Genomic DNA, 23,255 nt, shown 5'->3' with positions numbered 1-23,255 from the left:
AAGAGTAAACAATGAGATTTTTTAATCGAACAGGTAGCGATAATATAAAGTGGTGAACTACACACTTTATAAAAACAGGTGAGAAATAAACTCACGTTTAAAGAAAGAATTACAGATGAAGTTGCAAGGGATAAAAAGGTTGTGAAATAGCCGTTCACACATGGCAGGTCGTTCAGCCAGATGCTGCTGCGCAGCGAAAGAGACTGGCTTCACCCCAGACTCGGTTCCCGCGCCTGGCTATAACCAAAAACAAAAAAGCCCCAACGGACAACGTTGGGCTAATTAAAGAATAAAAAAGGTGAGTGATGGACTTGGACGAAGAATAAAAGTTAAGTGGTAGTGTTCCATCCATGGAGTTTGTTGCCAGCCCTGCCGTCCATGGCAGGTCGTTCAGCCAGATGCTGCTGCGCAGCGAAGGAGACTGGCTTCACCCCAGACTCGGTTCCCGGGCCTGGCTATAACCAAAAACAAAAAAGCCCCAACGGACAACGTTGAGCCAATTAAAGAATAAAGAAGGTGGGTGATGGACTTGGACGAAGAATAAAAGTTAAGTGGTAGTGTTCCATCCATGGAGTTTGTTGCCAGCCCTGCCATCCATGGCAGGTCGTTCAGCCAGATGCTGCTGCGCAGCGAAAGAGACTGGCTTCACCCCAGACTCGGTTCCCGCGCCTGGCTATAACCAAAAACAAAAAAGCCCCAACGGACAACGTTGGGGCTTTTTTGTTTTGAATAATGGTGCCCAGACGCGGAATCGAACCACGGACACGAGGATTTTCAATCCTCTGCTCTACCAACTGAGCTATCTGGGCAAATCTGTTAACGTTGCTGGCTTGTGCCTGCTTCGTTGTGGGTGCGTATTAAACGGATTCTCGGCATTCAAGTCAACTATTTTATGCGATTTATTTCGCTTTATTGTCTGTTTGCATAAAAAATGCGCGCTGTTGGTTGAGTTCTGCGCAGTTTTAGTAAGATCCGCATGCCAAATTAAGCTTTTGGAGGCACATAACCTTCAATGTCAGGTTCTTTTCCTTCGAATAAAAAAGCCTGCATTTGCGCTTCAAGAAAATTACGCGCGGTTGGTTCCATCATATTTAATTTTTTTTCGTTAATTAACATGGTTTGTTTCTTTTGCCATTCGGCCCATGCTTCTTTAGAAATATTATCGAATATCTTTTTACCGAGTTCGCCGGGATAAAGTTGAAAGTCTAATCCATCTGCTTCTTTGTTTAGGTGCTGGCAAAATACTGTTCTGCTCATGCTGATCCTCAATTTTTAAAAGTTAAGGCCAGCAGATGCTGGCTTGTTTTAACGCATTCTATCAAATTCAATGCTTTGTGCTAAGCAATGAATACTTTGGCTGGCCATACTTTTTTAAAGCTGGGTCTTACACACCGTTAGTAATTTCTTCGTTGGCGCGGCTAAGCCCACACTCGGTTGATTTAGCAAATCATACCAAATTTGCTGTTTTTCGTTGATCTGTAAAGATGAAGGTTGTTCAAGATGCAAAATAACCGGCTGAATATCTAGATGAAAATGACTAAAAGTGTGACGAAAGGGGTTTAGTGGTAGGCGAGTATAGCGGCCTAAATTTAATTGCTGTGCAGTAGCCTCTAGCGTATCTAAAGACTCTGTTTCATAGAAACCCCATAGGCCGCCCCATAAACCGCTAGGTGGCCTCTGATATATCAAAACCTGTGATTGCCACATAGGGATGAGCATTACAGTGGTGCGCACGGGAATGTCTTTCTTTGGTTTTTTCCCAGGTAACTCACTTTGCCGGCCTTGTGCAAAGGCCAAGCAATTTTGCTGCAATGGGCAGCTATCGCACTTGGGTTTACTGCGGGTGCAAATGGTGGCGCCCATATCCATCATGGCTTGGGTATAATCACCGGTGCGTGAATTGGGGGTAAGAGAATCTGCGTATTGCCATAATGCTCGTTCGACGTCTTTTTTTCCAGGCCACCCATCGACGGCAAAGTAGCGCGCTAGCACTCGCTTTACATTGCCATCTAAAATACTGTGGTGCTGTGCGCACGCTAAAGACAGCACAGCCCCTGCGGTTGAGCGGCCAATACCCGGCAGTGCGATTACATCGTTTATGTCTTGAGGGAATTTCCCGTCATATTGGTCGCGAATGACTCGAGCTGCTTTTTGTAAGTTCCGTGCCCGGGCGTAGTAACCCAGTCCTGTCCAGTGATGTAGCACTTCGTCTTGGGGGGCGTCGGCTAACGTCAAAATATCAGGAAAGCGTTGCATAAATTTCTGATAGTAGGGAATAACCGTTTTGACTTGGGTTTGTTGCAACATAATTTCTGAAACCCACACTGAGTACGGGGTTTTCCCTTGCTGCCAAGGTAAGTCTTTGCGACCATGGCTATCAAACCAAGATAAAATCCGGTTTGCGAAAGAGAATGTTAGCTGAGACTGTGATTGCACGGGTTAATATACTGCTTATGTACATGAAAGTGATAACACGATCATACCTTAATAATAAACAAATGGTTCATTTGAAATGACGACGATCCCCCCTCAAGCTACATCCAATACTTCTCTTTCTCAGCCGGTCGTGTTTTACCCAGGCACTTTGTGCGATGAGCGCGTGTTCATGCCATGCTGGCGAGACATTGATATCCCCAAGCGTGCATTTGCGCCGTTACAGTGGGCAGAATCACTGGAACACATGCTAGCGTTAAGCCGCGATCGATTAGATTATTTTGATGAGCCTGCACATTTAGTTGGCTTTTCAATGGGGGGCTATGTGGCAGCTTTAAGTGCATTAGAGCAACCACTAAAAGTGGCTTCACTGACCCTGATTGGCAGTTATCCGGGGCCGTTTGGTGAGCAAGAACGTCAAGCGCGTAAAAATATCATTCAAACGATAAAAAATAAGAAATACCAAGGTATGAGTGACAGTCGCTTGAAGCAGTTTGTATCTGCACTAGACAATACGCAAGTAGTAGACACGATTAAGGCGATGGAAAGTGATTTAGGCCCAGCAGTACTGGCTGCTCAAATGGGCGCTTTAAGTGAGCGCGAAGACTTAACAACGCGCTTAGGCAAAGCAAAGTTCAAAATACATTTTCTGGTAGGTGAACACGATAAAATAGCGCCGCCCAACAGAATAAGCGCGTTAAGTGCGAACATAGCCAACAGCCAATTTAAGATTATTGCTAGTGCTGGTCACATGCTGCCTTTAGAGCAGCCTAACGCGCTTGCCCAGTATTTTGCTGAAAATTTCAGCTAAATTATTCTTATAGCCTTGCAATACCTGTACTGAGGGGCATAATGCGCGGCTGCTAAATACAGCGAGATACGAGAAAAATCATGAGCCAATTTAAATCCGAAGAAGAAGCTGCCGAATCCGGCGTTTATATCCGTAAAATTCAGAGTTTTGTGAAGCGCGAAGGTCGCTTGACCAAAGGTCAGGAAAAGGCTATCGAAAGCAACTGGGAGACCATGGGCTTAGAGCACAAATCTGGCTTGCTTGATATGAATGAAGTGTTTGGTCGCACGGCTCCTGTGGTGTTGGAAATTGGCTTTGGTATGGGTAAGTCTTTAGTCACTATGGCTAAAAATGAGCCTGATAAAGATTTCATTGGCATTGAAGTACATCGCCCAGGCATTGGCGCATGTTTAGCTGATGCACAAGAGCAAGGCGTCACTAACTTACGTGTTTACGAACATGATGCGGTTGAAGTGTTAGCTGATTGCATACCTGATGGTAGCTTAAGCCGTATGCAATTATTCTTTCCTGATCCTTGGCACAAAAAGCGTCATCACAAGCGGCGTATCGTACAACCTGCATTTGTTGAAAAGCTACGCAGTAAATTGGCCATCGGTGGTGTGTTCCATATGGCAACCGATTGGGAAAACTACGCTGAGCACATGCTAGAAATTATGGCTGTGGCACCAGGTTATAAAAACCTTTCATCGACTAATGATTATGTACCGCGCCCAGAGCAACGCCCTTTGACTAAGTTTGAGCAAAGAGGTCATCGTTTAGGCCATGGTGTGTGGGACTTAATGTTCGAGAGAGAAGCATAATGTTAACAGCAGCAAGCCAAGTGTTATTGCGTAACGAAGAACTTCTGGAGCAGGGTAAATGGTTGCTCGTAAATCCGACAGACGGGCAGGTGTTCTCAGAGTTAACCAATCCAGATATTCACGGGTTTCATCAGTTTTTTGACATTTACGAGCAAAGTATAGCAGTGGCGAAAAGCCAAGGACGCGACTCTCAGCATCAATTTGTTGCTGCTTACGAAGCCGATGCATCGTTTGATGGCGCAGTGCTGTATTTGCCCAAGGCGAAAGCGCATGGGCAAATGTTGCTGGCGAATATTGCTGCTTGTCTTAAACCCGGTGCTACGTTGCTGGTGGTTGGCGAGAATAAAGGCGGCATTAAAAGCGCTGCAAAGCTGTTAACGCCTTATTCAGATAACGTGAATAAAATCGACTCGGCACGGCACTGCGCTATGTTTGCAGCGGTTATTGATAAACCTGTTGCGCCGTTTGATATCACTAAATGGCAAGATGTTTCAGAGTATCACGTGTCTGATATCACCTTTAAGGTGTGTTCGTTACCGGGTGTATTCAGCCATGGTGAGCTAGATATAGGTACACAATTGCTGCTCGATAATATTGATAGAGTGGTATCGGGGCGTATTCTAGATTTCGCTTGTGGCGCGGGTATCATAGGTTGCTTTGCGGGCCTTAAAAATCCTCAAGCTCAGGTCGTAATGAGTGATGTGAGTGCCTTAGCTATTTATTGTTCGCAAATAACTGCACAGTTAAATGGTATAAAAGCTCAGGTTATTCCTTCGAACGGCTTGCGATCGTTAACAGGGAAGTTTGCCCAAGTGTTTACTAATCCTCCGTTTCACACTGGTATAAAAACAGATTATTCGGTGACGGAAGGTTTTATGCAGCAGCTTAAAAACCATTTACAGGACCGAGGCAGCTTAATTTTAGTGGCAAACAAATTTCTGCGCTATGCAGATGAACTCGAAAAACAATTCAAATCAGTGCAGTTCTTAAAAGAAACAAGCAAATTTAGTGTTTATTGTTGTCGCCGTTGATTGCAGTTATATTAAAGCCCTAACAGAGTAAATGTATGTCTTTGATTTCACGTTAATCAGCATTGCTATGATTTTCCGATAAGGCAGTGAATCGAAAAACCAATGGGGTATAGTGTTGATGAAAGTATTATTCGTTGTATCTGAGGTTGAAGATCTGGTTAAGACCGGTGGCCTGGCAGATGTAGCAAAAGCCCTGCCTATCGCATTGAATGAAATGGGTCACGAGGTGTGTATCGTGATGCCTTATTACAAGACACTTGCACAGCAACATCCAGGAGAAGAATGGGCTGAGCCACAAACTTTGTTTGCTAGCCGTAAGCCCTACGATTTTACCATCAAGCGTTTACAGATTGGCAACGTCCCTGTTTACGCAATAGATTACCCTGCTTACTTCTCTCGTGATGGTCTGTATTCTGATAGTTATCACGCTTACCCTGATAACGCTGAACGTTTTGCTTTTTTTGCCCAAGGGGCGCTTCAAGTCGCGAAGGCCTTAGATTTTCAACCTGACATAGTGCATTGCAATGATTGGCATACGGCGCTGACACCGTATTTCATGAGTATAGATGATAGTGGTTTCTTTGATCGCAGTCGTAGTGTGTTTACGATTCACAATGGCGCTTATCAAGGGACACATCGTTTTTCAGATATCCCGTTTTTACAGCCACATTATCTACTGCATTCGCAATTAGATGGCGATGCCCTTAATTTTGTGCGTATGGGCATTCGCTACGCGCATAAAATCAATGCGGTGAGTCCAAACTATGCGCAAGAGCTGTTAACGCCTTTAGGCTCTCATCATTTGTACCATGAGTTTCAACAAAGGCGCAGTGACTTGAGCGGTATCCTTAATGGCTGTGATTACACTCAATGGGACCCAATCAACGACCCAAATATAATTCAAACTTATACCGCGGATGATATGAGCGGCAAAGAAATGTGTAAAATTGACTTGCAGCGCGAGGCGCAATTGCCCCAGGACATAGGCATTCCGATGGTGGGCATGGTCTGCCGCTTGACCGAACAAAAGGGTTTTGGTTACATTTTACCTATGCTCGAGCAGCTCATGCAGCACAATGTGCAGCTGGTTATTATTGGTACTGGCGATCCGCAAATTAGCCACACGTTGCGCGGTGTCGCTGAGCGTCATCCTGACAAGTGCGCATTTATTGAAGCCTTTAGTGTACAAAAAGCCCATATGCTCGAAGCAGGAAGCGACTTTTTCTTAATGCCGTCCTTGTTCGAGCCTTGTGGCTTAAATCAGATGTACAGCCTTGCTTTTGGCACTTTACCTATTGTTCGAGGCGTCGGCGGGCTTAAAGATACAGTGACTGATTTAGCGGACAATCCAGAACAAGCTACCGGTTTTGTGTTTGAGCATCCTGATAGCGAAGCGCTACTTGCTTGTATCCAGCGTGCTTTGTTGTTCTACCGAGAGTACCCGCAACGATTTAAAGAAACACAAATGCGTGCCATGCATAGCCGTTTTACTTGGCAACAAGCAGCTAAGCAATATTTGGCATTATATAATACGGCCTTAGGCGGTTAACTTAGCATGAGCTTAATGGCTCGTAAGTCCAGTATTTTGATGCTTCGTGGAATACTCATTAGTCTGTTATTTTGCACTACTGCGCAGGCCGTGCCTGAGCTATGCTTGCAATCAAAAGCACGTAGCGAAATGTGCCCACATTTACTCTATAAAAAATCACCTATTGATATTGCAGGTTTAAGTGTCAAAACCGGTGATATGGTGTGCCTTTGCTTGTCCGATGTTGCTGGAATACGTGGCGCCTCTGAGGAGGAGTTAAGCCGCCCAAAATTACTGGTGTCTCTGCGTCGATTGGCTGGTGATTGGGATTTGTCAGAATCAGAATTGCTGCGCTTGATACGTAAATAGAAACACAGTGAGGATAATAAAAGCCTCTTCATATGCGATTAACTGTTTCATTTTTAACTGGTTTAGCTCAATATGGAAGATAGGCTTAGTTAGGGTCCAATTTTCACTATATATGCATGCTAAAAGTAATTTTTTGTCGATTAAAAGCCTGATTATTTGGGTTGTGATGGCGATTACATCGTTAGCATTGCTTATGGCAACAAGTATCAATTTATACGGCCAAATCAGTAGCTATCGAGTGCAACTGATAAACAACGTCAATATATTCTCTGAACTGATCAGCCGCAATGCGGTTGCAACCATCGAAGATGAACTCAATTTCAATGAAGAACGCAACCTTAGCACCCTTAGCGCGTCTGATATCCTAGAGAATGTACACATTTACCGATTTGTTGAGAACGACAAGTTAGAGTTTTTTGCAAGCTACAATAAAGATGGCGTAGCACCCGTAAATGCAAAATTTGATCGTGTTGATTCACTATCAGAGCCGACAATTGACGGCAGCACAGTAGAAATGATCCGCGAAATAAAGCGCGATAATGGAGAATTACTCGGATACACCTATGTACGCGCATCTGCCGATGGTCTTGAACGTTTGATTTCTCGCTCTATTGGGATCGCCGTAGGGGTATTGTTGCTATCTCTGTTGTTGTGCTTTTTATTAACGTTGAAGCTACAAAATACCATCACTGCGCCTATCCGTAACCTCGCGCATTTAGTACAACGTATTTCTCGGCATAAAGATTATTCAGGACGGGCTAAGCCCAGTAGCATCAAAGAATTAGATATTCTCAGTGATGCTTTTAACGCCATGATGCAACGTACTCAAGAGCACATGCAGCGCCAAAACGAAGCTGAAGAAGAGCATAGGCGCCTAAATGTTAGCCTTGAAGAAAAGGTCACACAGCGCACCCTCGCCTTAAAAGAAGCGAACAGTGAGTTAATTCAAACATTGGAAAAACTTCATCAATTCCAGCGTCAAATGGTCCAAAATGAAAAAATGGCTTCGTTGGGGGACATGGTGGCAGGGGTTGCTCACGAAGTAAACACACCCATTGGGCTGGGTGTCACAGCATCCACCATGATGCTCGACCGTTTAGCCACGATGGAAAAAGACTTCGAAAATAAAACCTTAAAAGCGAGCTCTCTTTCTAAATTCATTTCAGAAGGGCAGGAAAACCTGAATATCATTTACCGCAACTTGAACCGAGCTGCCGAACTGATATCAAGCTTTAAACAAGTTGCGGTGGACCAATCTTCAGAAATTGACCGTGTTTTTTCATTCTCCAAGTTGATGGATGAAATACTGCTTTCTATGCGACCTAAGTTAAAAAGCATGAAGCATGTAATTAATATCGACTGCCCAGAACATTTATATGTCGAATCGAAAGCGGGTCCGATCAATCAAATTATCATTAATTTGATCATGAATTCCATTATTCACGGTTTTGAACACAAAGACCAAGGTGTGATTAATATAAAGGTGGCACTGATTGCAGATAAAAAAATCAGTGTGCTGTTTACCGATGATGGCTCAGGCATTCCTGAGTACCTGCGCAAACGTATTTTTGATCCGTTTGTGACAACCAAACGAGGGCAGGGGGGAAGTGGACTCGGTATGCATCTTGTTTATAACCTAGTAACGCAGGCACTAAATGGTTCTATTTCGTTGAATAGTGAAGAAGGGCATGGGGTGGAATTCACCATAGTCTTCCCGGTTAAGAAAGCCACCCTGAGCGCGCCACATTTGAATTAAGCGCATATTTAATGTTTGCTTTTTGGCGTTTTATCCCCACATCACTTTCGTACTGGAAAATATCTTCAATGTGTTGTACGCAAGTCCCTAAACATTGGGCATAAATGCCGAGTTAGGTGGGTTGTTTGCACTAGTTAAAATTTAATCTAGATAAAACCCTGATTTTTAGATATTTTCTGATAAACTTTTATCCATATTTTTTAACATGGTGTGAAAACGATGCTGACGCCCAATATTTTAATTGTAGAAGATGAAGTTGTTACCAGAACAACACTCAAAAGCCTGTTTGAAGCAGAAGGCTACAATGTATTTGAAGCCGAGAATGGCAGTGAAATGCATGAGTTTTTTGAAAATCACGCAATCAACCTAGTGATCATGGATATCAATCTTCCGGGTAAAAACGGTTTGATTTTGGCTCGCGAAGTGCGTGATCGTAAAAATATCGGTTTGATATTTTTAACTGGGCGCGACAACGATGTAGACCGTATATTGGGTCTTGAAATTGGCGCTGATGATTATTTAACTAAGCCTTTTAATCCGCGGGAACTAACCATCAGAGCAAGAAACTTGCTAACGCGTACTTTGAATAACGCAGAAGATGATGACTTACCCAGTCGTGTAAGTTTCAATGGTTGGACGCTAGATGGCGACAGCCGTAGCTTGATTTCGCCTAGCAAGAAAGAGTTTAGACTACCTCGTAGTGAATTCCGCGCATTGCATTTATTCTTGAGCAACCCAGGCAAGATATTGACACGTGAACAGTTGATCATGGAAATGACCGGACGTGAATTACGCCCTAATGACCGCACAGTTGATGTAACGATTCGACGTATTCGTAAGCACTTCGAATCAGAGGTGAATGCTGACGAGTTGATCGTGACTATTCACGGTGAAGGCTATCGCTTCTGCGGCACAGTAGACGTATAGGTCAGTTTTATCTCAGTTCAGATGTAACGAAAAGCGGCTCATCAGGCCGCTTTTTTTTATGTTTTTTCAGCTTGGCTGGTTTTGCAGTCCAACTTCGCAACTAATACCAATTATTTAATGGAATTGGTATCGCATCAATCCGGTTTGTTTAGTTTTTCCGTATCCGCTTTTTTATCATCTTTGCGTTCATATTCACCTTCAATGATATCGTCGTTTGAAGAGGGCCGTTGCCCAAATCCTTGACCTGGCTGGCCACTGAAGCCGCCTTGTGCTTGATTAATGACCTGAACCGATAGTTTGGCCAATAACCCTTTGGCAATAAGCGGGCGTGTCATGGGTAAACAAAATAAAAAGCCTAATGCATCTGTAACAAAACCTGGGGTAACCAACATAACCCCAGCGATTACCAATAGTAATCCCTCGGCAACTTCTTGGCCGGGAATAGTGCCTTGCTGCATTTTTTGTTGTGCATGAATCAGCGTGCTGATGCCTTGCTGGCGAACCAAGTAAGAGCCTATCATCGCTGTTGCGACCACGATTGCGACTGTATTCCAGCCACCAATTTGCTCGCCAACACTGATTAACAGTGATATTTCGATGATTGGTAGCAAAACGAACAATAAAAATAATTTACCCAAAACTGTCTCTTTAATTACGATATGAATGAATATAATGGCGTCGAAAGGCCGATAACCAAGGGTAACAGTGTTACAAAGTATGGCAACTGCTCATTGCTGCACCACTTAGTGGTAAGCTGTGATTGATTATCGTATTTTTGAAAGACATCACGCTCTGATAAGGTCTATATTGGCCTATTGGTGGATGCCTAATGCATTGTTGATGGTATTCCCTTATTCTAGTTCTACAGTTGTACTGAAATAAAGAAGTCGTTTTTAATGAAGTTAATACAATCGTTTTTCCTGCTATTAAGTCTGTCTTTGTGGTCGCTATCTAGTTTAGGCCAAGACAATGCTTTTGATTCTTTATTTAGCAATGAACCTGAGTTTTTAAAGGTAGATCAGGCTTTTGTGTTCGATTACGTGCAAAACGGTAACGAACTTATCGTGACATGGGACATAGCTGACGACTATTATCTTTACCAGCAACAATTTAAAGCTGTTTCTAAAAATGCCACCTTAGGTGAGCCTACTTTTCCGAAAGGGGAAATGAAGGAAGATGAGTTTTTTGATGAGCCCCAAGAGGTTTATCATCACAGCGTTTCCGTGTCGTATCCAATTTTACAATCAAGTGATGATTCAGCGGTTAAAATCCGCTATCAAGGCTGCGCCGAAGCAGGCTTATGTTACCCCCCGACCACACAAGTCGTTTATTTAAACGCTGTGAGTGGAACACAAACTGCCGCAGGCGGCGAATCTACGTTAATCGGCGCAAACAGCACGGCTGGTAAATCTGTCTCTCAGCAATTCGAATTAGCCGATTTACTGACAGGTGAACAAAGCCTGGTTTGGGTGTTATTAATCTTCTTGGCATTGGGTGTTGGTTTGGCCTTTACCCCATGCGTATTTCCTATGTATCCGATTTTATCGGGTATTGTGATCGGTCAAGGGAAGGGAATAAGCACCTCGCGGGCATTTATTTTGTCCTTTGTGTACGTACAAGGTATGGCGCTCACTTATTCTTTGCTTGGTTTAGTTGTGGCATCAGCGGGTGTGAAATTTCAGGCCGCACTACAACACCCAATCATTTTAGGCGTGCTGATCGTAATTTTTGTATTACTCGCAATGGTCATGTTTGGCGCCTATGAATTGCAATTGCCTTCTCGCTGGCAAGAAAAGCTCAATGGTATGAGTAATAAACAGAAAAGTGGCAGCTATTTCGGTGTATTGCTCATGGGGGCAATATCGGGCTTGGTTGCGTCGCCATGCACCACCGCGCCCTTAACTGGGATTCTATTGTATATCGCACAAAGTGGTGATTTGCTACTGGGTTTCAGTGCCTTGTATGCATTAAGCTTGGGGATGGGTATACCGCTAATATTATTTGGTATAACGGGTGGAAAGTTACTACCTAAAGCGGGCGCGTGGATGAACATAATCAAAGTGACGTTTGGTTTTATGATGCTTGCTGTGGCGTTAATGTTCGTGGAACGCTTAGTCAATCACCTGATAACGGACATACTATGGTCGCTGTTAGGTTTAGTGACTTTTAGCTATTTTTATGTAATGAACCAAGCTAGCCACGTCAGCTTTGCCAAAGGAATACGTGCACTCGTTATTTTTATCGGCCTATTTGCATCTGCTATGTATGGTTATCAAACACTTTTCCCCCAGACGCTAACAAATACCAGTCATGATCAGCAAAGCCACCCTACCTTTTTAGTCGTTAAAGACCTAAAAGACTTTGAGCAGAAGTTAGCTGTGGCTAATGCCCAAGGTAAAACCGTCATGGTCGACTTATATGCAGATTGGTGTGTGGCATGTAAGGAATTTGAAAAGTATACCTTTCCTGATGCGCAAGTGGTTGATGCTCTAAGTAATACAGTGTGGATGCAAATTGACTTAACCGATAACACAGCAACCAATATTGCATTTCAAGAGCATTTTTCCATCTTGGGTCTTCCTACTATTTTGTTCTTTGATACCCAAGGCAATGAAATCAATGGATCTCGGGTGACTGGCTTTATGCAAGCGCCTGCTTTTGCCGCCCACGCTAAAAGCATTTTATAACCTTGGAAGTAGCGCATTTAACAAGGAATGAATAGTTGTTACCCCACCCCATGATTAAACCGTTTGCCAGTGTGTTGTTGCTCTTTGTGGTGTGCTTTACTGCAAGCGCTAACATCGTATCAGAGCGCGTGATCACCCTAGCCAACTCGATGCAAGCGACCTATACACAAGCCCAAGGACAAGGTCAGAGACAAGGTCAGGACAATACTCAACCAAAGGCCAGCGTGTTACTCATTCATGGTTGGGCAGGAAATATGAATGAAGTGGGTGATATGTACAAACGCCTAGCGGCTCAGCTAGCTAGCCATCAGATAGCGTCGCTGAGAATTAATATACGCGGTGAAAGCGAAGGGGCAAAAAATGGCTTTCGCTTAACTAGCACGTTTGCGTCCCGAGTTGTAGATGCTGAGGCAGGGCTGGCCTTTTTACGCCTGCAATATCCTGATATTCCCACAGGTGTGGTGGGATTTAGCCTTGGCGGAGCAACGGCAATAAAGTTAATGGGGTTGCACCCAGCCGATATTAATAGTGTGGTTCTTTGGTCAAGTGCAGGCGACCCAGCATTAGTGGGACAAAGTATTTTATCACCTGAACAAATGCGTGAAGTACTCGAATCAGGTGAGGTGAAAGTACCCACATGGGAAACACTGACAGTAACCAAAGAGCATGTGTTGGGGATGATGGGCCATGATATTTATCACAATGTGAGTGCGTATCAAGGCGCTCTGCTGTCAATTCGAGGCAGTGAAGATTACGTGCAACCCATTGAAAAACATTTATTTCCTTTAACCTCATCGGCCGTTGCAGAAGCGCGGGTCATTCAGGGTGCCGATCATATATTCAACACATTTGAGCAGAATCGTAATTATGACGAACGGCTAATTAAGCAAACGGTTGATTGGTTGGTCGATACACTTTAAAACGGATATTCAAAGGGCTGAGGGAAATGAAGCGCTGATTAAATACGGCTGGATTATTAGGGCAATGGTTAGGTCCATTGCCGCTAGCCCATTTTAAACGTTACCGAGTGCCAAATATTTTGTCACCAGCATCGCCTAGACCAGGCAAAATATAACCATGTTCATTAAGTTTTTCATCTACCGCTGCTGTGTAAATGTCCACATCTGGATGCTTGCTGATCACCGCTTCAATACCTTCAGGTGCCGCGACCAAAAACAATCCCATGATATGCTGACAGCCTTTTTCTTTGAGCAAATCGATGGTAGCGATTAATGTGCCCCCTGTGGCTAACATAGGATCAACAATCAGCGCTGTGCGCGCATCAACGTCTTTCACCACTTTGTCAAAATAGGCGACGGGCTGCAGAGTTTCTTCATCACGATATAAGCCCACCACACTCACCTTAGCATTAGGAATAAGCTGCATTACGCCATCTAACATGCCAAGGCCTGCACGCAAAATAGGGACTATGGTGATTTTCTTGCCCTTAATTTTCTTTACCTTGATAGGTTCGTCATTCCAGCCATTAATGTTGACCGTCTCGGTTTCTAATTCGCGGGTCGCTTCGTAGGTCAGCAGGTTGCCTACTTCACTAGCAAGCTCTCTAAAGTTCTTACTACTAATACCCGCTTCGCGCATTAAGCCTAATTTATGTTGTACTAAGGGGTGGTTGATTTCTTTAACTGACACAAGTTACCTCGAACGTGAAATAGATCTATTTAATAAGTTTACTGGCAAACAACGCACTGTGCCCAAGTAAATCTGGATAAAAGTGTAAAAAAGACTGTTGCAAGGCAACTGAATTTTCATGAATAAAGTCCATGGCTCGTTGTGCGAACTCAGTGGGGCGAGTAAAGCGTTTCTCAACGGTTTGCATGGCGCGAGAGCAGGCTTCAAGCTGTTCATAATCGTCTAGCCATTGGTGGCGCAACAGCCCCGTTTTCACTCGAGTAAAATGCGGGCTAATGTCTTGATGCAATAATGCTAAGTCATGATAAAACTGGTTAAACAGGGTGTGCTTTTTGACGTTTACTGCAGAAAATTGTTGCCAGTGTTGCATCAGCAGATAATCAAAATAGATATCTAGCACTATGCCTGAATAACGGCGTATAGATTTAGGAAACTGCTGCTTTAAAGCCAGTACGCGAGGGTGGGTATCTGTGTAGGTATCAATTTGGCGGTGCAAGCGCACACCGTGCTGCAGATCCGATGGCAAATCACCCAAGGCGCTGCCTTTAATAAAGTCGCCTAAAAAGTTACCAACCAGACTGGTTTTCGTATGTTGAGCAAGGTGCAGATGAGCGATGTAATTCATGCACATATTTGACCCTGATATTACCTTGGCGTCAAACAAGCGATAAATATACCTAGCGTGAAGATTAAATACGCAAACTTTGGGGCAATCTTCGCTGATAAGACCAGTATTTTGCTGCTAATTTGTAAGTTAGCTCTATAATGGCCTCAATTAAGTGCAATGAGTAAAGAATTTCGACGAAAATAGTCGCTAATCAGATACTTATTTGCTAATAATGAAAGATAATTATCATTTTAACGAAGATAGCGGCGTATTCTTGAAAGTTTTATTAATTAATGGTCCCAACCTCAATATGTTGGGCAAACGTGAACCTGAAGTCTATGGCTCACGCAGCCTACAAGATATTGTTGATACTTTACAAACGCAAGCGGGCGATATGGGCGTGACGATCAGTCATGTTCAATCTAATGCTGAGCATGAGTTAATTGATGCTATTCACAATGCTTATCAAAAAATTGACTTCATTATTATCAATCCAGGGGCCTTTACCCACACAAGCGTCGCCTTACGTGATGCATTATTAAGTGTTTCAATTCCTTTTATTGAAGTGCATTTATCTAATGTGCATGCACGCGAACCCTTCCGCCATCATTCATATCTTTCTGATGTTGCTGTTGGTGTTATTTGTGGTTTGGGTGAGCAAGGCTACGCCTTTGCGCTTAATGCAGCACAGCAATATGTGCAAAGTTTAACGAATTAGTTGCCGTGGTCGGTGTGCTACCGGTCGCTTATGTATACAAATCAAAAAGAGATAACATCATGGATATACGTAAAATAAAGAAACTCATTGAGTTAGTAGAAGAATCAGGAATTTCTGAATTAGAAATCACTGAGGGTGAAGAGTCTGTACGCATTCATCGTAGTGGCCAGCCGGCTGCGCAAGTACAATACTCTGCGCCAATTCAACAAGCTGCACCAGCACCTTTAGCGCCAGTAGCTGAAGCACCATCAGCACCAGTTGCTGCTGAAACTAGCGGGCACCGTGTTAAATCGCCTATGGTTGGCACCTTCTACCGTTCATCTTCTCCTGGTTCAAAACCATTTGCTGAAGTAGGTCAAAGCGTAAAAGTGGGCGATACTTTGTGCATCATCGAAGCAATGAAGATGATGAACCAAATCGAGTCGGACAAAGCGGGTGTGATCAAAGAGATATTAGTCGACAACCAAGAGCCGGTTGAATTCGATCAACCCCTATTCATCATTGAATAAGCAGGTTACTGAAAATGCTTGATAAAGTACTGATTGCCAATCGTGGTGAAATTGCACTTCGCATCTTGCGCGCCTGTAAAGAGCTAGGCATCAAGACTGTCGCTGTGCATTCCACCGCTGATGAAAGTTTGAAACACGTGCTTTTGGCCGATGAAACCATTTGTATTGGTAAGCCATCTGCGACCGAAAGTTACCTGAACATTCCACGTATTATTGCAGCAGCAGAAGTCACTAACTCAGTGGCTATTCACCCTGGTTACGGCTTTTTAGCGGAAAATGCTGATTTTGCTGAAGCAGTTGAGCGCAGCGGCTTCATTTTTATTGGTCCAAAAGCAGAAACCATTAATTTGATGGGCGACAAAGTCTCGGCCATTAAATCAATGAAGGCGGCTGGCGTACCTTGTGTTCCCGGTTCTGATGGCCCTCTAAATGACGACGAAGCGCGTAATAAGAAGTTAGCCAAAGAAATTGGTTACCCTATTATTGTTAAAGCGGCTGGCGGCGGTGGTGGTCGTGGTATGCGCGTTGTGCGCAATGAAGCTGAATTGATTGGTTCGATCGCAGCGACCAAAGGTGAAGCCGCAGCAGCATTTAACAACGATGTGGTTTACATGGAAAAATTCCTTGAAAACCCACGTCACGTCGAAATTCAAGTGCTTGCAGACGGCCAAGGCAATGCTATTCATTTAGGTGAGCGTGATTGTTCAATGCAACGCCGTCACCAGAAAGTGGTAGAAGAAGCCCCAGCCCCTGGTATTAGTGAAGAAATGCGTGCCAAAATTGGTGCACGTTGTTGCCAAGCGTGTATCGATATCGGGTATCGTGGAGCGGGAACATTTGAATTCTTGTTCGAAAATGGTGAGTTTTATTTCATTGAAATGAACACCCGTATTCAGGTTGAGCACCCAGTATCAGAGATGATTACAGGGGTCGATTTGATAAAAGAACAACTGCGCATCGCAGATGGTCAAAAGTTGACGATTTCTCAAGACCAGATTCAGGTTCGTGGGCATGCTATTGAGTGCCGTATTAATGCTGAAGACCCAGATACGTTTATACCAAGCCCGGGTAAAATCAATATGTTTCACCCACCAGGTGGTTTAGGGGTGCGTTGGGATTCACATATTTATGCTGGTTACTCTGTACCGCCAAACTATGATTCTATGATTGGTAAGTTGATCACTTACGGTGAGACGCGTGAAGTCGCCATCGCCAGAATGCAACATGCATTGGGTGAGTTGGTTATTGAAGGAATCAAAACTAATATCCCACTACAGCAGCGTATTATGGCAGATGAAGCCTTTGCTGCTGGCGGTGCGAATATACATTACCTTGAGAAGAAGTTAGGCCTAGGCGGTCATTAATCTTCGTAAAGTGTTATGACGAGAGAGTGCTTCGGCACTCTTTTTTTTTGCGTGCTTAGTTTGGTATTAGTTTGAGTTGCTTTAAATACCGTAACGAGTACCAAGCCACTAAAATACCGGAAATAACATTCGCCAGGGCGATGCCCACAAAGACGTAATCTGCTTTTGCATATAGGGCACCGACCCAAGACAAGGGCACGTAAAACAATGCAGAGCGAACCACATAGTAGCCCAAGCCCATCTTGGCTTTGCCAATGGCATTAAACGCTGCCGCAGCCACTATGACGATGCCATAGCCCCAAACACTCATGGGAATAATGCGCAGATAAATAAGCGCCAACTGGGAAACTTCATTGTCATCCGTAAAACCTGCGACAATAAAAGGCCCGAAAAACCAAAGAAAGACACTTAGCAATATTGCCCATGCGACACACACCCAGTAACTGATTTTAAGCCCTTCCGTTATTCTGTGTGTTTGGCCTGCGCCCCAATTTTGCCCAGCAAGGGGACCAATAGCAGAAGACAAAGCTAACATGGGAATAACGGCAAAAAACTCCACTCGGGTGGCTAAACCAAACGCCGCGACGGACTTTTCACCAAACCAAGCGACAATGGCAGTCACAATAGCAATAGATAAAGGATTGACCATATTGCCTGCTGAGGCGGGCACTGCAATAGACAATAAATAGCGCCATGACTCAAGCAGTTGTTCTTTACTCGGAAGGTGAAAGCTCAGCAGCTTCTCGCGGATTATGAGTATTGCTAAGGATGCGAACAGGGTAAGTATTTGAGCAAACAAGGTGCCGTATGCGGCCCCTTCAATGTCAAAAGCTGGGATCACGCCCCAACCAAAAATCAAAATAGGGGTGGCCACAATATTGACCAATGCAGAGCCTATCATCATTAAGCTAGGCCAAAAGGCATCACCTACGCAACGAACTAGGGCGTTGGCGATCATGGGGACCACCAAAAAGGGTACAGAAATAAACCAAATGCGCATATAGCGTGCACCGAGTTCCAGAACGTCGCCCTTTGCGCCAAGTACGCTAAGTAATGGCTTAACGTAGATATAACCTACTACCGCGACCACCATCACGACCGTTATGCCCAGTAATAGGCTATCAGTAGATAATCGCTTGGCTTGTTCTTTATTATTGGCACCTACCGCGCGAGAAACGGCAGACGCAGCGCCCACCCCCAATCCAATTGCCAAGCTAGAGATGCTCATCGTTACCGGAAAACTAAATGACAAAGCGGCGAGGTAGTCTGTGCCTAATTGACTGACAAAGTAGGTATCAATTAAAGAAACAGACAACACGGCAATAATACCGAGGATCATAGGTAAGGTAAGACGAGACAACACTTTATAAACAGGGGGAGTCAGTAAATCACGAGAAGGGGCCAAAATATCTCCAAAATAGTTAACGAGTAACCTCAAAACAGCCGTTTTTGAGAATGAAAGCTTTATCGAATTGCCTTACAAAGATAGTTTACGCACAACCCTATAAATAACTAATGTTATACTGACTTCTTTGCTAATTGATAAGACCTGATATGCCTTGGATCCAACTCATCATCGACACAAAAGCCGAACATGCGGAGCAAGTAGGCGACATGCTAAGCGCCAATGGCGCGCAAGCTGTTACCTTTGTTGACGCCAAAGATACTCCCATGTACGAACCCAAGCCGGGCGAAGTCATGTTGTGGCCAGAGACGCAAGTCGTTGGCTTATATGAAGCAGACCATGATATGGATGGTGTTATTGCAAGAATCAGCAAATCAAAAGTATTGGGTGTTGGTTTTCCCCATAAACTTGATCAATTAGAAGACAAAGATTGGGAACGTGAATGGATGGACAACTTTCATCCGATGCGCTTTGGCGAACGATTATGGATTTGCCCAAGCTGGCGCGAGGTGCCAGACCCAACGGCAGTGAATGTGATGCTCGATCCTGGATTAGCATTCGGAACCGGTACCCACCCAACGACTGCCCTTTGTTTACGTTGGTTAGATGCTCTTGAATTAAGCGATAAATTGGTGGTTGATTTTGGATGTGGCTCAGGAATATTAGGCATTGCTGCTATTAAACTGGGCGCTGAGCGAGTGGTGGGTATCGACATAGACCCTCAAGCACTTCTATCAAGCCAAACTAATGCGGATCGTAACCAAATAGGCGATAAAATTGAGTTGTATTTGCCCCAACATCAACCTGAATTAATGGCTGATGTGGTACTCGCGAATATTCTTGCCGGGCCACTACGCGACCTGCGTGAAGTCATTACTGGGTATTGTAAACCGGGTGGAAAACTCGTGCTTTCGGGGATATTGGCTGAACAAGCAGAAGATATAAATAACCTATACAGTCAAGATTTCAATATGGAGCCAATAGCAATAGAAGGTGAATGGGCAAGGGTGTCTGGTACGCGAAAATAGCTTCTCTTACACCAAAGTGAATCCCTACGTATTACCGGCGTAAATTTCAATTTTTAGGCCGGTTTCCTCTCCTCTTTTCACCTTATTCAAGATACCTGTACCAATTTCACCTGAGGTGTTGGCAATATTAAGCTCTTCACCGCACTCAGCGCAGGCAATATATGGAATGCCTTTTTTTCCACAAGTAGAGTGAAAATAATTTACCGGCGGCCCGTCACTGTCCACTTCCCATTTGTCTCCCCAGTGGGCAATGGCCAGTATGATAGGATATAGATCACTACCTTTCTCTGTTAATTTATATTCAAAATGTTGTCGCTTTTCATCGTATAAGGCTTTGTATAACACTCCTGATTCGACTAAACGATTTAAGCGGTCAGACAGGCGATGCTTAGTGATCCCTAGCGATTTCTGTAATTCGGAAAACTTTGTTACATTCCAAAAAATATCTCTGAGAATAAGCAATGTCCAGCGGTCACCGAATATAGATACAGAGCGAGCAATAGAGCATGTTTGTTCGTTAATTTGATTCCACTTCATGATATGGAAATTTTACCTTTTAATACCTTACTCGTGCGCGCTAGCGATGAATAAAGAAAATGAAATATCGACATACTGCGTTTTCACGTGAATATTAAAACTGAACTAGGTGGCCAATTATTTCGCTTATGTAGCGTTATGTTTAGTAGACCAACCAGCATTTAAAAAGTATTCATTGTGACAAAAATTTTAAATTGCTATAGCAAATATGAATGTAAGAAAATCAGAATACTAGTGAAAATAACTGCTTTTTATCAATTTACAGTGATTTACTTCTATTTTGTTAGATGTATTCAACATTCGCTACATATGGAATAAGAGTACGTAAGCGCTGTTTCAAAATTTCCTATGACGACTTCTTACGCCTGCCTGAAGAAAAGGATCAATAGATATGTTTCTGTCGATTCCATCAATTTCGATACTTTGGGTGAACTCCTGTGATGCACAAAATGGTGCAAGATAGATTCTATGTTGCATTAAATTGTACTGATTGGATTTCATGCAGGGTGGTAACCCACTGAATTTAAAGGGTTGTTTATTAAGAGAAATGTGGTGCTGATTTTGCTACATTTGCGCTCCTTTCATTATTAGTAACTGGTATTTAGATGTTCCAACGTTTTTCCCGCTTATCAAACGCGTCAATGCTTGTCGTATTTTCTATTTTTTGTTCCGCTGTATCTGCTGAAAAGGTCATTTATGACACGGATATGGGGATAGACGACTGGTCTGCCATGCTGGTGGTTGCGAACCACCCTCAGATTGAATTACTTGGGGTCACCTCTAATGGTGTTGGTGAGGGACACTGCGCGGATAACATGGCGAATATTCCGGGTTTGCTGGCGTTATCAAACTCTCCCGATGTGCCATTTACCTGTGGAAACGACTTTCCAATGGACGGTTATTTTGCCTTTCCTGCTCCGTGGCGTCAGCAGGCTGATACTTTGTCAGGGGTGCCAGTGCCTATAACTGATCGTAAGCCCACAGAGCTGGACTCTGTTGACTTGATCCATCAACTACTTAGTGAACAAGACGAACAAGTGGTGTTACTTAGCGCTGGTAGCTTAACTAACATCGCCCAGTGGTTGCAGAAGTATCCAGAAGATATGCCGAAGGTGTCGCGGTTGGTCATGATGGGTGGCGGCTTTGACGCGCCAGGGAATATCATAGTGCCTGGTTTTACCGGCGATCATCCCAACAAAAAAGCCGAGTGGAATATTTATGTGGATGCAGTCGCAGCAGACATCGTATTTGCATCATCTCTGCCGGTAGAAGTTGTGGGGTTAGACTTAACTAACCAAGTGATGGTGACGCCTGAATACGCCAAACGTTTTAAGTCGCAGGTTAAAACACAAGCCGCAGAGTTTTGGGATAAAGTACTAGATGACAACGACTGGTTTATTGAATCAAAAGAATACTATTTTTGGGATGTGTTGGCGGCGCTTGTGGTGGTTGAGCCAGAGTTATGCCAAGGTGATATGCAATCAGTATGGGTTGAGCATGACAAAGTCTCAGCGGGAGATAAATGGGCAGACTCGAGTATGCCGAGCATGACAGAGGCTGGCTTTGCGCGTTCTCACTATGATCCTGCTACGTTCGGGATCACCCGCATAGGTGGTGATAACCCAGCAGTTAAAATCTGTCGCCATACTCAACCACAAAGGGCGTTTGATGCACTTATTGAAATTTTGAATATCCAAGACTCGTCGAAAAACGAAGCGATATAAGCGGTAAATGTGTTTAGGCATAAAGGAGCACACGCTAGGGAGTCAATGCAACCCTATGCCTATAACACTTATTCAGGCTTCAAGTTAGCTGCCACCTAGCTAATTAAAGTCAGGTATGTCTTTGGCTAGCTTTTCAGCCAATGGTAGGGATATAGACACCGAGCTTAGGGTATTCTTGCGGCTTAAATCCATTGGCTGAGCAGTGCTTTGTTTTTTGAAAAAACCTTTATCACGCAGCTTGAAGACTCGGGTAACCGTGGGCAGTAAGCTGTTTTCTGCTAGCCATAGCAGGCCTGCAGTCACAGGCCCACCGGCGACCAAACCTAGGCCTAAGAAGCCGATGCTTAAGGCGACTTTTTTTATGCCGCCATCTTGTTCGTCATTTTCAAAATGTGCCGATAAGGCTTTAGAGTATTTTAACGACACCTCTTCAACCAATTTAGCGTTGGCCTGACCTGCAAAAAACTGATCCATCACGTCTTGATATTCTTTTTGCACCGCCGCTACATCACTGAAGGGGTCGACCAACTCTTTCCATAGTTGTGGGCGGTCAAACGAAAGCTTTTGCGGTATTTGAATAGAAGGGATATCCACTAATTCAGATTCAGTTGGTTGTCCGAGTTGAATTAAATCTGCGAATGCGCGGCTATAGCGTGTCTCGACCAAAATTTTTCGTTCACTAAACTGAGAGCTTAAGCACACAGCAAAGTTGTAATGGTAAGCCTCGGTGGCCAACCCCATTAACTCATTTATTTTTGCTTTGGCATCAGGCGCATCACCCAAAATACTCAAACACGCTTGCTCCCAGCGGGTGCGCGTCGCTTCTTTGTCGGTTTTGTTTTTCGCAGTATACAAATCGAATACCCGCTGAAAGTCATCGTTAGACACAGCAGCCATGCCGAGGGTTTCAACCTGTAAATGACGGCTACGCCCGAGCATATTGTCGAAGCCGTGGCTAATGTGTTTTTTAGGCCAAGGAATGAAGTTTTCGATGCGTTGTAAACCTGGCTCCCATTGCTTAAGCATGCGCTGTAAATCAGGCCATTCAGCACTTTTTTGCAAGGCTTGAAAGCTCTCTACGCCTTGAGCGGCCATTTTCTCGGCCACGTCTAACAATGAGCCGCTACGTGACATTACCTGTACAAAGTTTGCTTCTATTAAGGCTTTGAGTGGGGAGGAAGTGGGGTTGAGCAATGCTTGGCGCGCAAACGGATGATTAAGCAAGTAACCATCATTGATAATGATTTTTTCGCCCAATAGGGCTTTACGGATCAGCATCTGATTAAACTGCTGCAGGCCTATTTCTATATTCCAAGGGTAACGCTGCACCACATCATCAAGGGTGCCTAAATAAGTTAATGCCTGTTGCAC

The 23,255-nt window shown here is 44.0% G+C and carries 22 protein-coding genes and 1 tRNA gene; 14 read left to right on the top strand and 9 right to left on the bottom strand.

The genetic code is table 11. From position 1 onward, the window contains the following. Nucleotides 1-733: 733 nt before the first annotated feature. The 3 genes from FX988_RS12575 to mutY all read right to left on the bottom strand — a co-directional run bounded on the left by FX988_RS12575 (nt 734) and on the right by mutY (nt 2,436). Nucleotides 734-809, bottom strand: a tRNA-Phe gene (locus FX988_RS12575). A gap of 175 nt (nt 810-984) precedes the next feature. Further along, a complete protein-coding gene (locus FX988_RS12570) occupies nt 985-1,257 on the bottom strand; it encodes an oxidative damage protection protein (RefSeq protein WP_160180271.1) in 273 nt (90 codons plus the stop codon). Between the two features lie 114 nt (nt 1,258-1,371). After that, complete coding sequence (gene mutY, locus FX988_RS12565; RefSeq protein ID WP_160180269.1) at nt 1,372-2,436, bottom strand: A/G-specific adenine glycosylase; 1,065 nt, start codon at nt 2,434-2,436, stop codon at nt 1,372-1,374. Nucleotides 2,437-2,512: 76 nt separating this feature from the next. Between mutY and FX988_RS12560 the strand changes: the two genes are divergently transcribed. The 7 genes from FX988_RS12560 (at nt 2,513) to arcA (ending at nt 9,655) form a co-directional block, all read left to right on the top strand. Beyond that, nucleotides 2,513-3,244 carry an alpha/beta fold hydrolase gene (locus tag FX988_RS12560; RefSeq protein ID WP_160180267.1) on the top strand — a complete coding sequence of 244 codons (732 nt, stop codon included), beginning with the start codon at nt 2,513-2,515 and terminating at the stop codon, nt 3,242-3,244. Nucleotides 3,245-3,324: 80 nt separating this feature from the next. Beyond that, the gene (gene trmB / locus FX988_RS12555; protein ID WP_160180265.1) at nt 3,325-4,044 is read left to right on the top strand and encodes a tRNA (guanosine(46)-N7)-methyltransferase TrmB; all 720 of its coding nucleotides are present in this window, start codon (nt 3,325-3,327) and stop codon (nt 4,042-4,044) included. Beyond that, nucleotides 4,044-5,075, top strand: a complete 1,032-nt coding sequence (locus tag FX988_RS12550; RefSeq protein WP_160180263.1) for a class I SAM-dependent methyltransferase — start codon at nt 4,044-4,046, stop codon at nt 5,073-5,075. The genes trmB and FX988_RS12550 overlap by 1 nt, the downstream gene beginning before the upstream one ends. Before the next feature lie 118 nt (nt 5,076-5,193). Then, nucleotides 5,194-6,624 (top strand): glycogen synthase GlgA, encoded by a 1,431-nt coding sequence (glgA, locus tag FX988_RS12545; protein WP_160180261.1) that lies wholly within the window; start codon nt 5,194-5,196, stop codon nt 6,622-6,624. Between the two features lie 6 nt (nt 6,625-6,630). Continuing rightward, nucleotides 6,631-6,972 (top strand): hypothetical protein, encoded by a 342-nt coding sequence (locus FX988_RS12540; RefSeq protein WP_160180259.1) that lies wholly within the window; start codon nt 6,631-6,633, stop codon nt 6,970-6,972. A gap of 112 nt (nt 6,973-7,084) precedes the next feature. After that, on the top strand, nt 7,085-8,728 hold the full coding sequence (locus FX988_RS12535; RefSeq protein WP_160180257.1) for a sensor histidine kinase: 1,644 nt from the start codon (nt 7,085-7,087) through the stop codon (nt 8,726-8,728). A gap of 219 nt (nt 8,729-8,947) precedes the next feature. Further along, nucleotides 8,948-9,655 carry a two-component system response regulator ArcA gene (gene arcA / locus FX988_RS12530; RefSeq protein WP_006993490.1) on the top strand — a complete coding sequence of 236 codons (708 nt, stop codon included), beginning with the start codon at nt 8,948-8,950 and terminating at the stop codon, nt 9,653-9,655. 134 nt (nt 9,656-9,789) lie between these two features. Here arcA and FX988_RS12525 read toward each other — a convergent pair whose 3' ends face one another. After that, the gene (locus FX988_RS12525) at nt 9,790-10,293 is read right to left on the bottom strand and encodes an FxsA family protein (protein ID WP_160180255.1); all 504 of its coding nucleotides are present in this window, start codon (nt 10,291-10,293) and stop codon (nt 9,790-9,792) included. A 258-nt stretch (nt 10,294-10,551) separates the two neighbouring features. Between FX988_RS12525 and FX988_RS12520 the strand changes: the two genes are divergently transcribed. Both FX988_RS12520 and FX988_RS12515 read left to right on the top strand, forming a co-directional pair. Next, nucleotides 10,552-12,342: a protein-disulfide reductase DsbD gene (locus FX988_RS12520; protein ID WP_160180253.1), complete on the top strand. Its 1,791-nt coding sequence runs from the start codon at nt 10,552-10,554 to the stop codon at nt 12,340-12,342. Between the two features lie 35 nt (nt 12,343-12,377). Next, entirely contained in the window at nt 12,378-13,262 is an 885-nt protein-coding gene (locus tag FX988_RS12515; protein WP_160180252.1) for an alpha/beta hydrolase, read from the top strand. Between the two features lie 100 nt (nt 13,263-13,362). On the opposite strand, the gene upp is transcribed toward FX988_RS12515, so the two are convergent. Next, entirely contained in the window at nt 13,363-13,992 is a 630-nt protein-coding gene (upp, locus tag FX988_RS12510; RefSeq protein ID WP_160180250.1) for a uracil phosphoribosyltransferase, read from the bottom strand. 25 nt (nt 13,993-14,017) lie between these two features. Beyond that, on the bottom strand, nt 14,018-14,617 hold the full coding sequence (locus tag FX988_RS12505; protein ID WP_160180248.1) for an ACP phosphodiesterase: 600 nt from the start codon (nt 14,615-14,617) through the stop codon (nt 14,018-14,020). Between the two features lie 214 nt (nt 14,618-14,831). On the opposite strand from FX988_RS12505, the gene aroQ reads away from it, so the two are divergent. From aroQ to accC, 3 genes are read left to right on the top strand one after another with little or no spacing between them, the layout of a single operon-like run. Next, nucleotides 14,832-15,317, top strand: coding sequence for a type II 3-dehydroquinate dehydratase (gene aroQ, locus FX988_RS12500; protein ID WP_160180246.1), 486 nt, complete (start codon nt 14,832-14,834; stop codon nt 15,315-15,317). A 59-nt stretch (nt 15,318-15,376) separates the two neighbouring features. Further along, nucleotides 15,377-15,826 (top strand): acetyl-CoA carboxylase biotin carboxyl carrier protein, encoded by a 450-nt coding sequence (accB, locus tag FX988_RS12495; RefSeq protein WP_160180245.1) that lies wholly within the window; start codon nt 15,377-15,379, stop codon nt 15,824-15,826. Nucleotides 15,827-15,840: 14 nt separating this feature from the next. Continuing rightward, the gene (gene accC / locus FX988_RS12490) at nt 15,841-17,190 is read left to right on the top strand and encodes an acetyl-CoA carboxylase biotin carboxylase subunit (RefSeq protein WP_160180243.1); all 1,350 of its coding nucleotides are present in this window, start codon (nt 15,841-15,843) and stop codon (nt 17,188-17,190) included. A 55-nt stretch (nt 17,191-17,245) separates the two neighbouring features. Here the strand turns inward: accC and FX988_RS12485 are convergent, their stop codons facing one another. Then, nucleotides 17,246-18,595, bottom strand: coding sequence for an MATE family efflux transporter (locus FX988_RS12485; protein ID WP_160180241.1), 1,350 nt, complete (start codon nt 18,593-18,595; stop codon nt 17,246-17,248). A gap of 149 nt (nt 18,596-18,744) precedes the next feature. Between FX988_RS12485 and prmA the strand changes: the two genes are divergently transcribed. Beyond that, nucleotides 18,745-19,623, top strand: a complete 879-nt coding sequence (gene prmA, locus FX988_RS12480) for a 50S ribosomal protein L11 methyltransferase (RefSeq protein ID WP_160180239.1) — start codon at nt 18,745-18,747, stop codon at nt 19,621-19,623. Nucleotides 19,624-19,647: 24 nt separating this feature from the next. Here the strand turns inward: prmA and FX988_RS12475 are convergent, their stop codons facing one another. Further along, nucleotides 19,648-20,160 (bottom strand): winged helix-turn-helix transcriptional regulator, encoded by a 513-nt coding sequence (locus FX988_RS12475; RefSeq protein WP_160180237.1) that lies wholly within the window; start codon nt 20,158-20,160, stop codon nt 19,648-19,650. A gap of 605 nt (nt 20,161-20,765) precedes the next feature. Here FX988_RS12475 and FX988_RS12470 point away from each other — a divergent pair. Next, on the top strand, nt 20,766-21,884 hold the full coding sequence (locus tag FX988_RS12470) for a nucleoside hydrolase (protein ID WP_160180235.1): 1,119 nt from the start codon (nt 20,766-20,768) through the stop codon (nt 21,882-21,884). A gap of 99 nt (nt 21,885-21,983) precedes the next feature. Here FX988_RS12470 and FX988_RS12465 read toward each other — a convergent pair whose 3' ends face one another. Beyond that, entirely contained in the window at nt 21,984-23,255 is a 1,272-nt protein-coding gene (locus FX988_RS12465; protein ID WP_160180234.1) for a hypothetical protein, read from the bottom strand.

The organism is Paraglaciecola mesophila (genome assembly GCF_009906955.1).
Taxonomy (GTDB): domain Bacteria; phylum Pseudomonadota; class Gammaproteobacteria; order Enterobacterales; family Alteromonadaceae; genus Paraglaciecola; species Paraglaciecola mesophila_A.
This window is presented reverse-complemented; position numbering and strand designations above follow the sequence as displayed.

Excerpts from the sequence above, each read along its gene's own strand:
- FX988_RS12570 (WP_160180271.1), bottom strand. The coding sequence starts at position 1,257 with ATGAGCAGAACAGTATTTTGCCAGCACCTAAACAAAGAAGCAGATGGA.
- FX988_RS12560 (WP_160180267.1), top strand. The coding sequence starts at position 2,513 with ATGACGACGATCCCCCCTCAAGCTACATCCAATACTTCTCTTTCTCAG.
- trmB (WP_160180265.1), top strand. The coding sequence starts at position 3,325 with ATGAGCCAATTTAAATCCGAAGAAGAAGCTGCCGAATCCGGCGTTTAT.
- FX988_RS12550 (WP_160180263.1), top strand. The coding sequence starts at position 4,044 with ATGTTAACAGCAGCAAGCCAAGTGTTATTGCGTAACGAAGAACTTCTG.
- glgA (WP_160180261.1), top strand. The coding sequence starts at position 5,194 with ATGAAAGTATTATTCGTTGTATCTGAGGTTGAAGATCTGGTTAAGACC.
- FX988_RS12540 (WP_160180259.1), top strand. The coding sequence starts at position 6,631 with ATGAGCTTAATGGCTCGTAAGTCCAGTATTTTGATGCTTCGTGGAATA.
- FX988_RS12535 (WP_160180257.1), top strand. The coding sequence starts at position 7,085 with ATGCATGCTAAAAGTAATTTTTTGTCGATTAAAAGCCTGATTATTTGG.
- arcA (WP_006993490.1), top strand. The coding sequence starts at position 8,948 with ATGCTGACGCCCAATATTTTAATTGTAGAAGATGAAGTTGTTACCAGA.
- FX988_RS12520 (WP_160180253.1), top strand. The coding sequence starts at position 10,552 with ATGAAGTTAATACAATCGTTTTTCCTGCTATTAAGTCTGTCTTTGTGG.
- FX988_RS12505 (WP_160180248.1), bottom strand. The coding sequence starts at position 14,617 with ATGAATTACATCGCTCATCTGCACCTTGCTCAACATACGAAAACCAGT.
- aroQ (WP_160180246.1), top strand. The coding sequence starts at position 14,832 with ATGAAAGATAATTATCATTTTAACGAAGATAGCGGCGTATTCTTGAAA.
- accB (WP_160180245.1), top strand. The coding sequence starts at position 15,377 with ATGGATATACGTAAAATAAAGAAACTCATTGAGTTAGTAGAAGAATCA.
- accC (WP_160180243.1), top strand. The coding sequence starts at position 15,841 with ATGCTTGATAAAGTACTGATTGCCAATCGTGGTGAAATTGCACTTCGC.
- prmA (WP_160180239.1), top strand. The coding sequence starts at position 18,745 with ATGCCTTGGATCCAACTCATCATCGACACAAAAGCCGAACATGCGGAG.
- FX988_RS12475 (WP_160180237.1), bottom strand. The coding sequence starts at position 20,160 with ATGAAGTGGAATCAAATTAACGAACAAACATGCTCTATTGCTCGCTCT.
- FX988_RS12470 (WP_160180235.1), top strand. The coding sequence starts at position 20,766 with ATGTTCCAACGTTTTTCCCGCTTATCAAACGCGTCAATGCTTGTCGTA.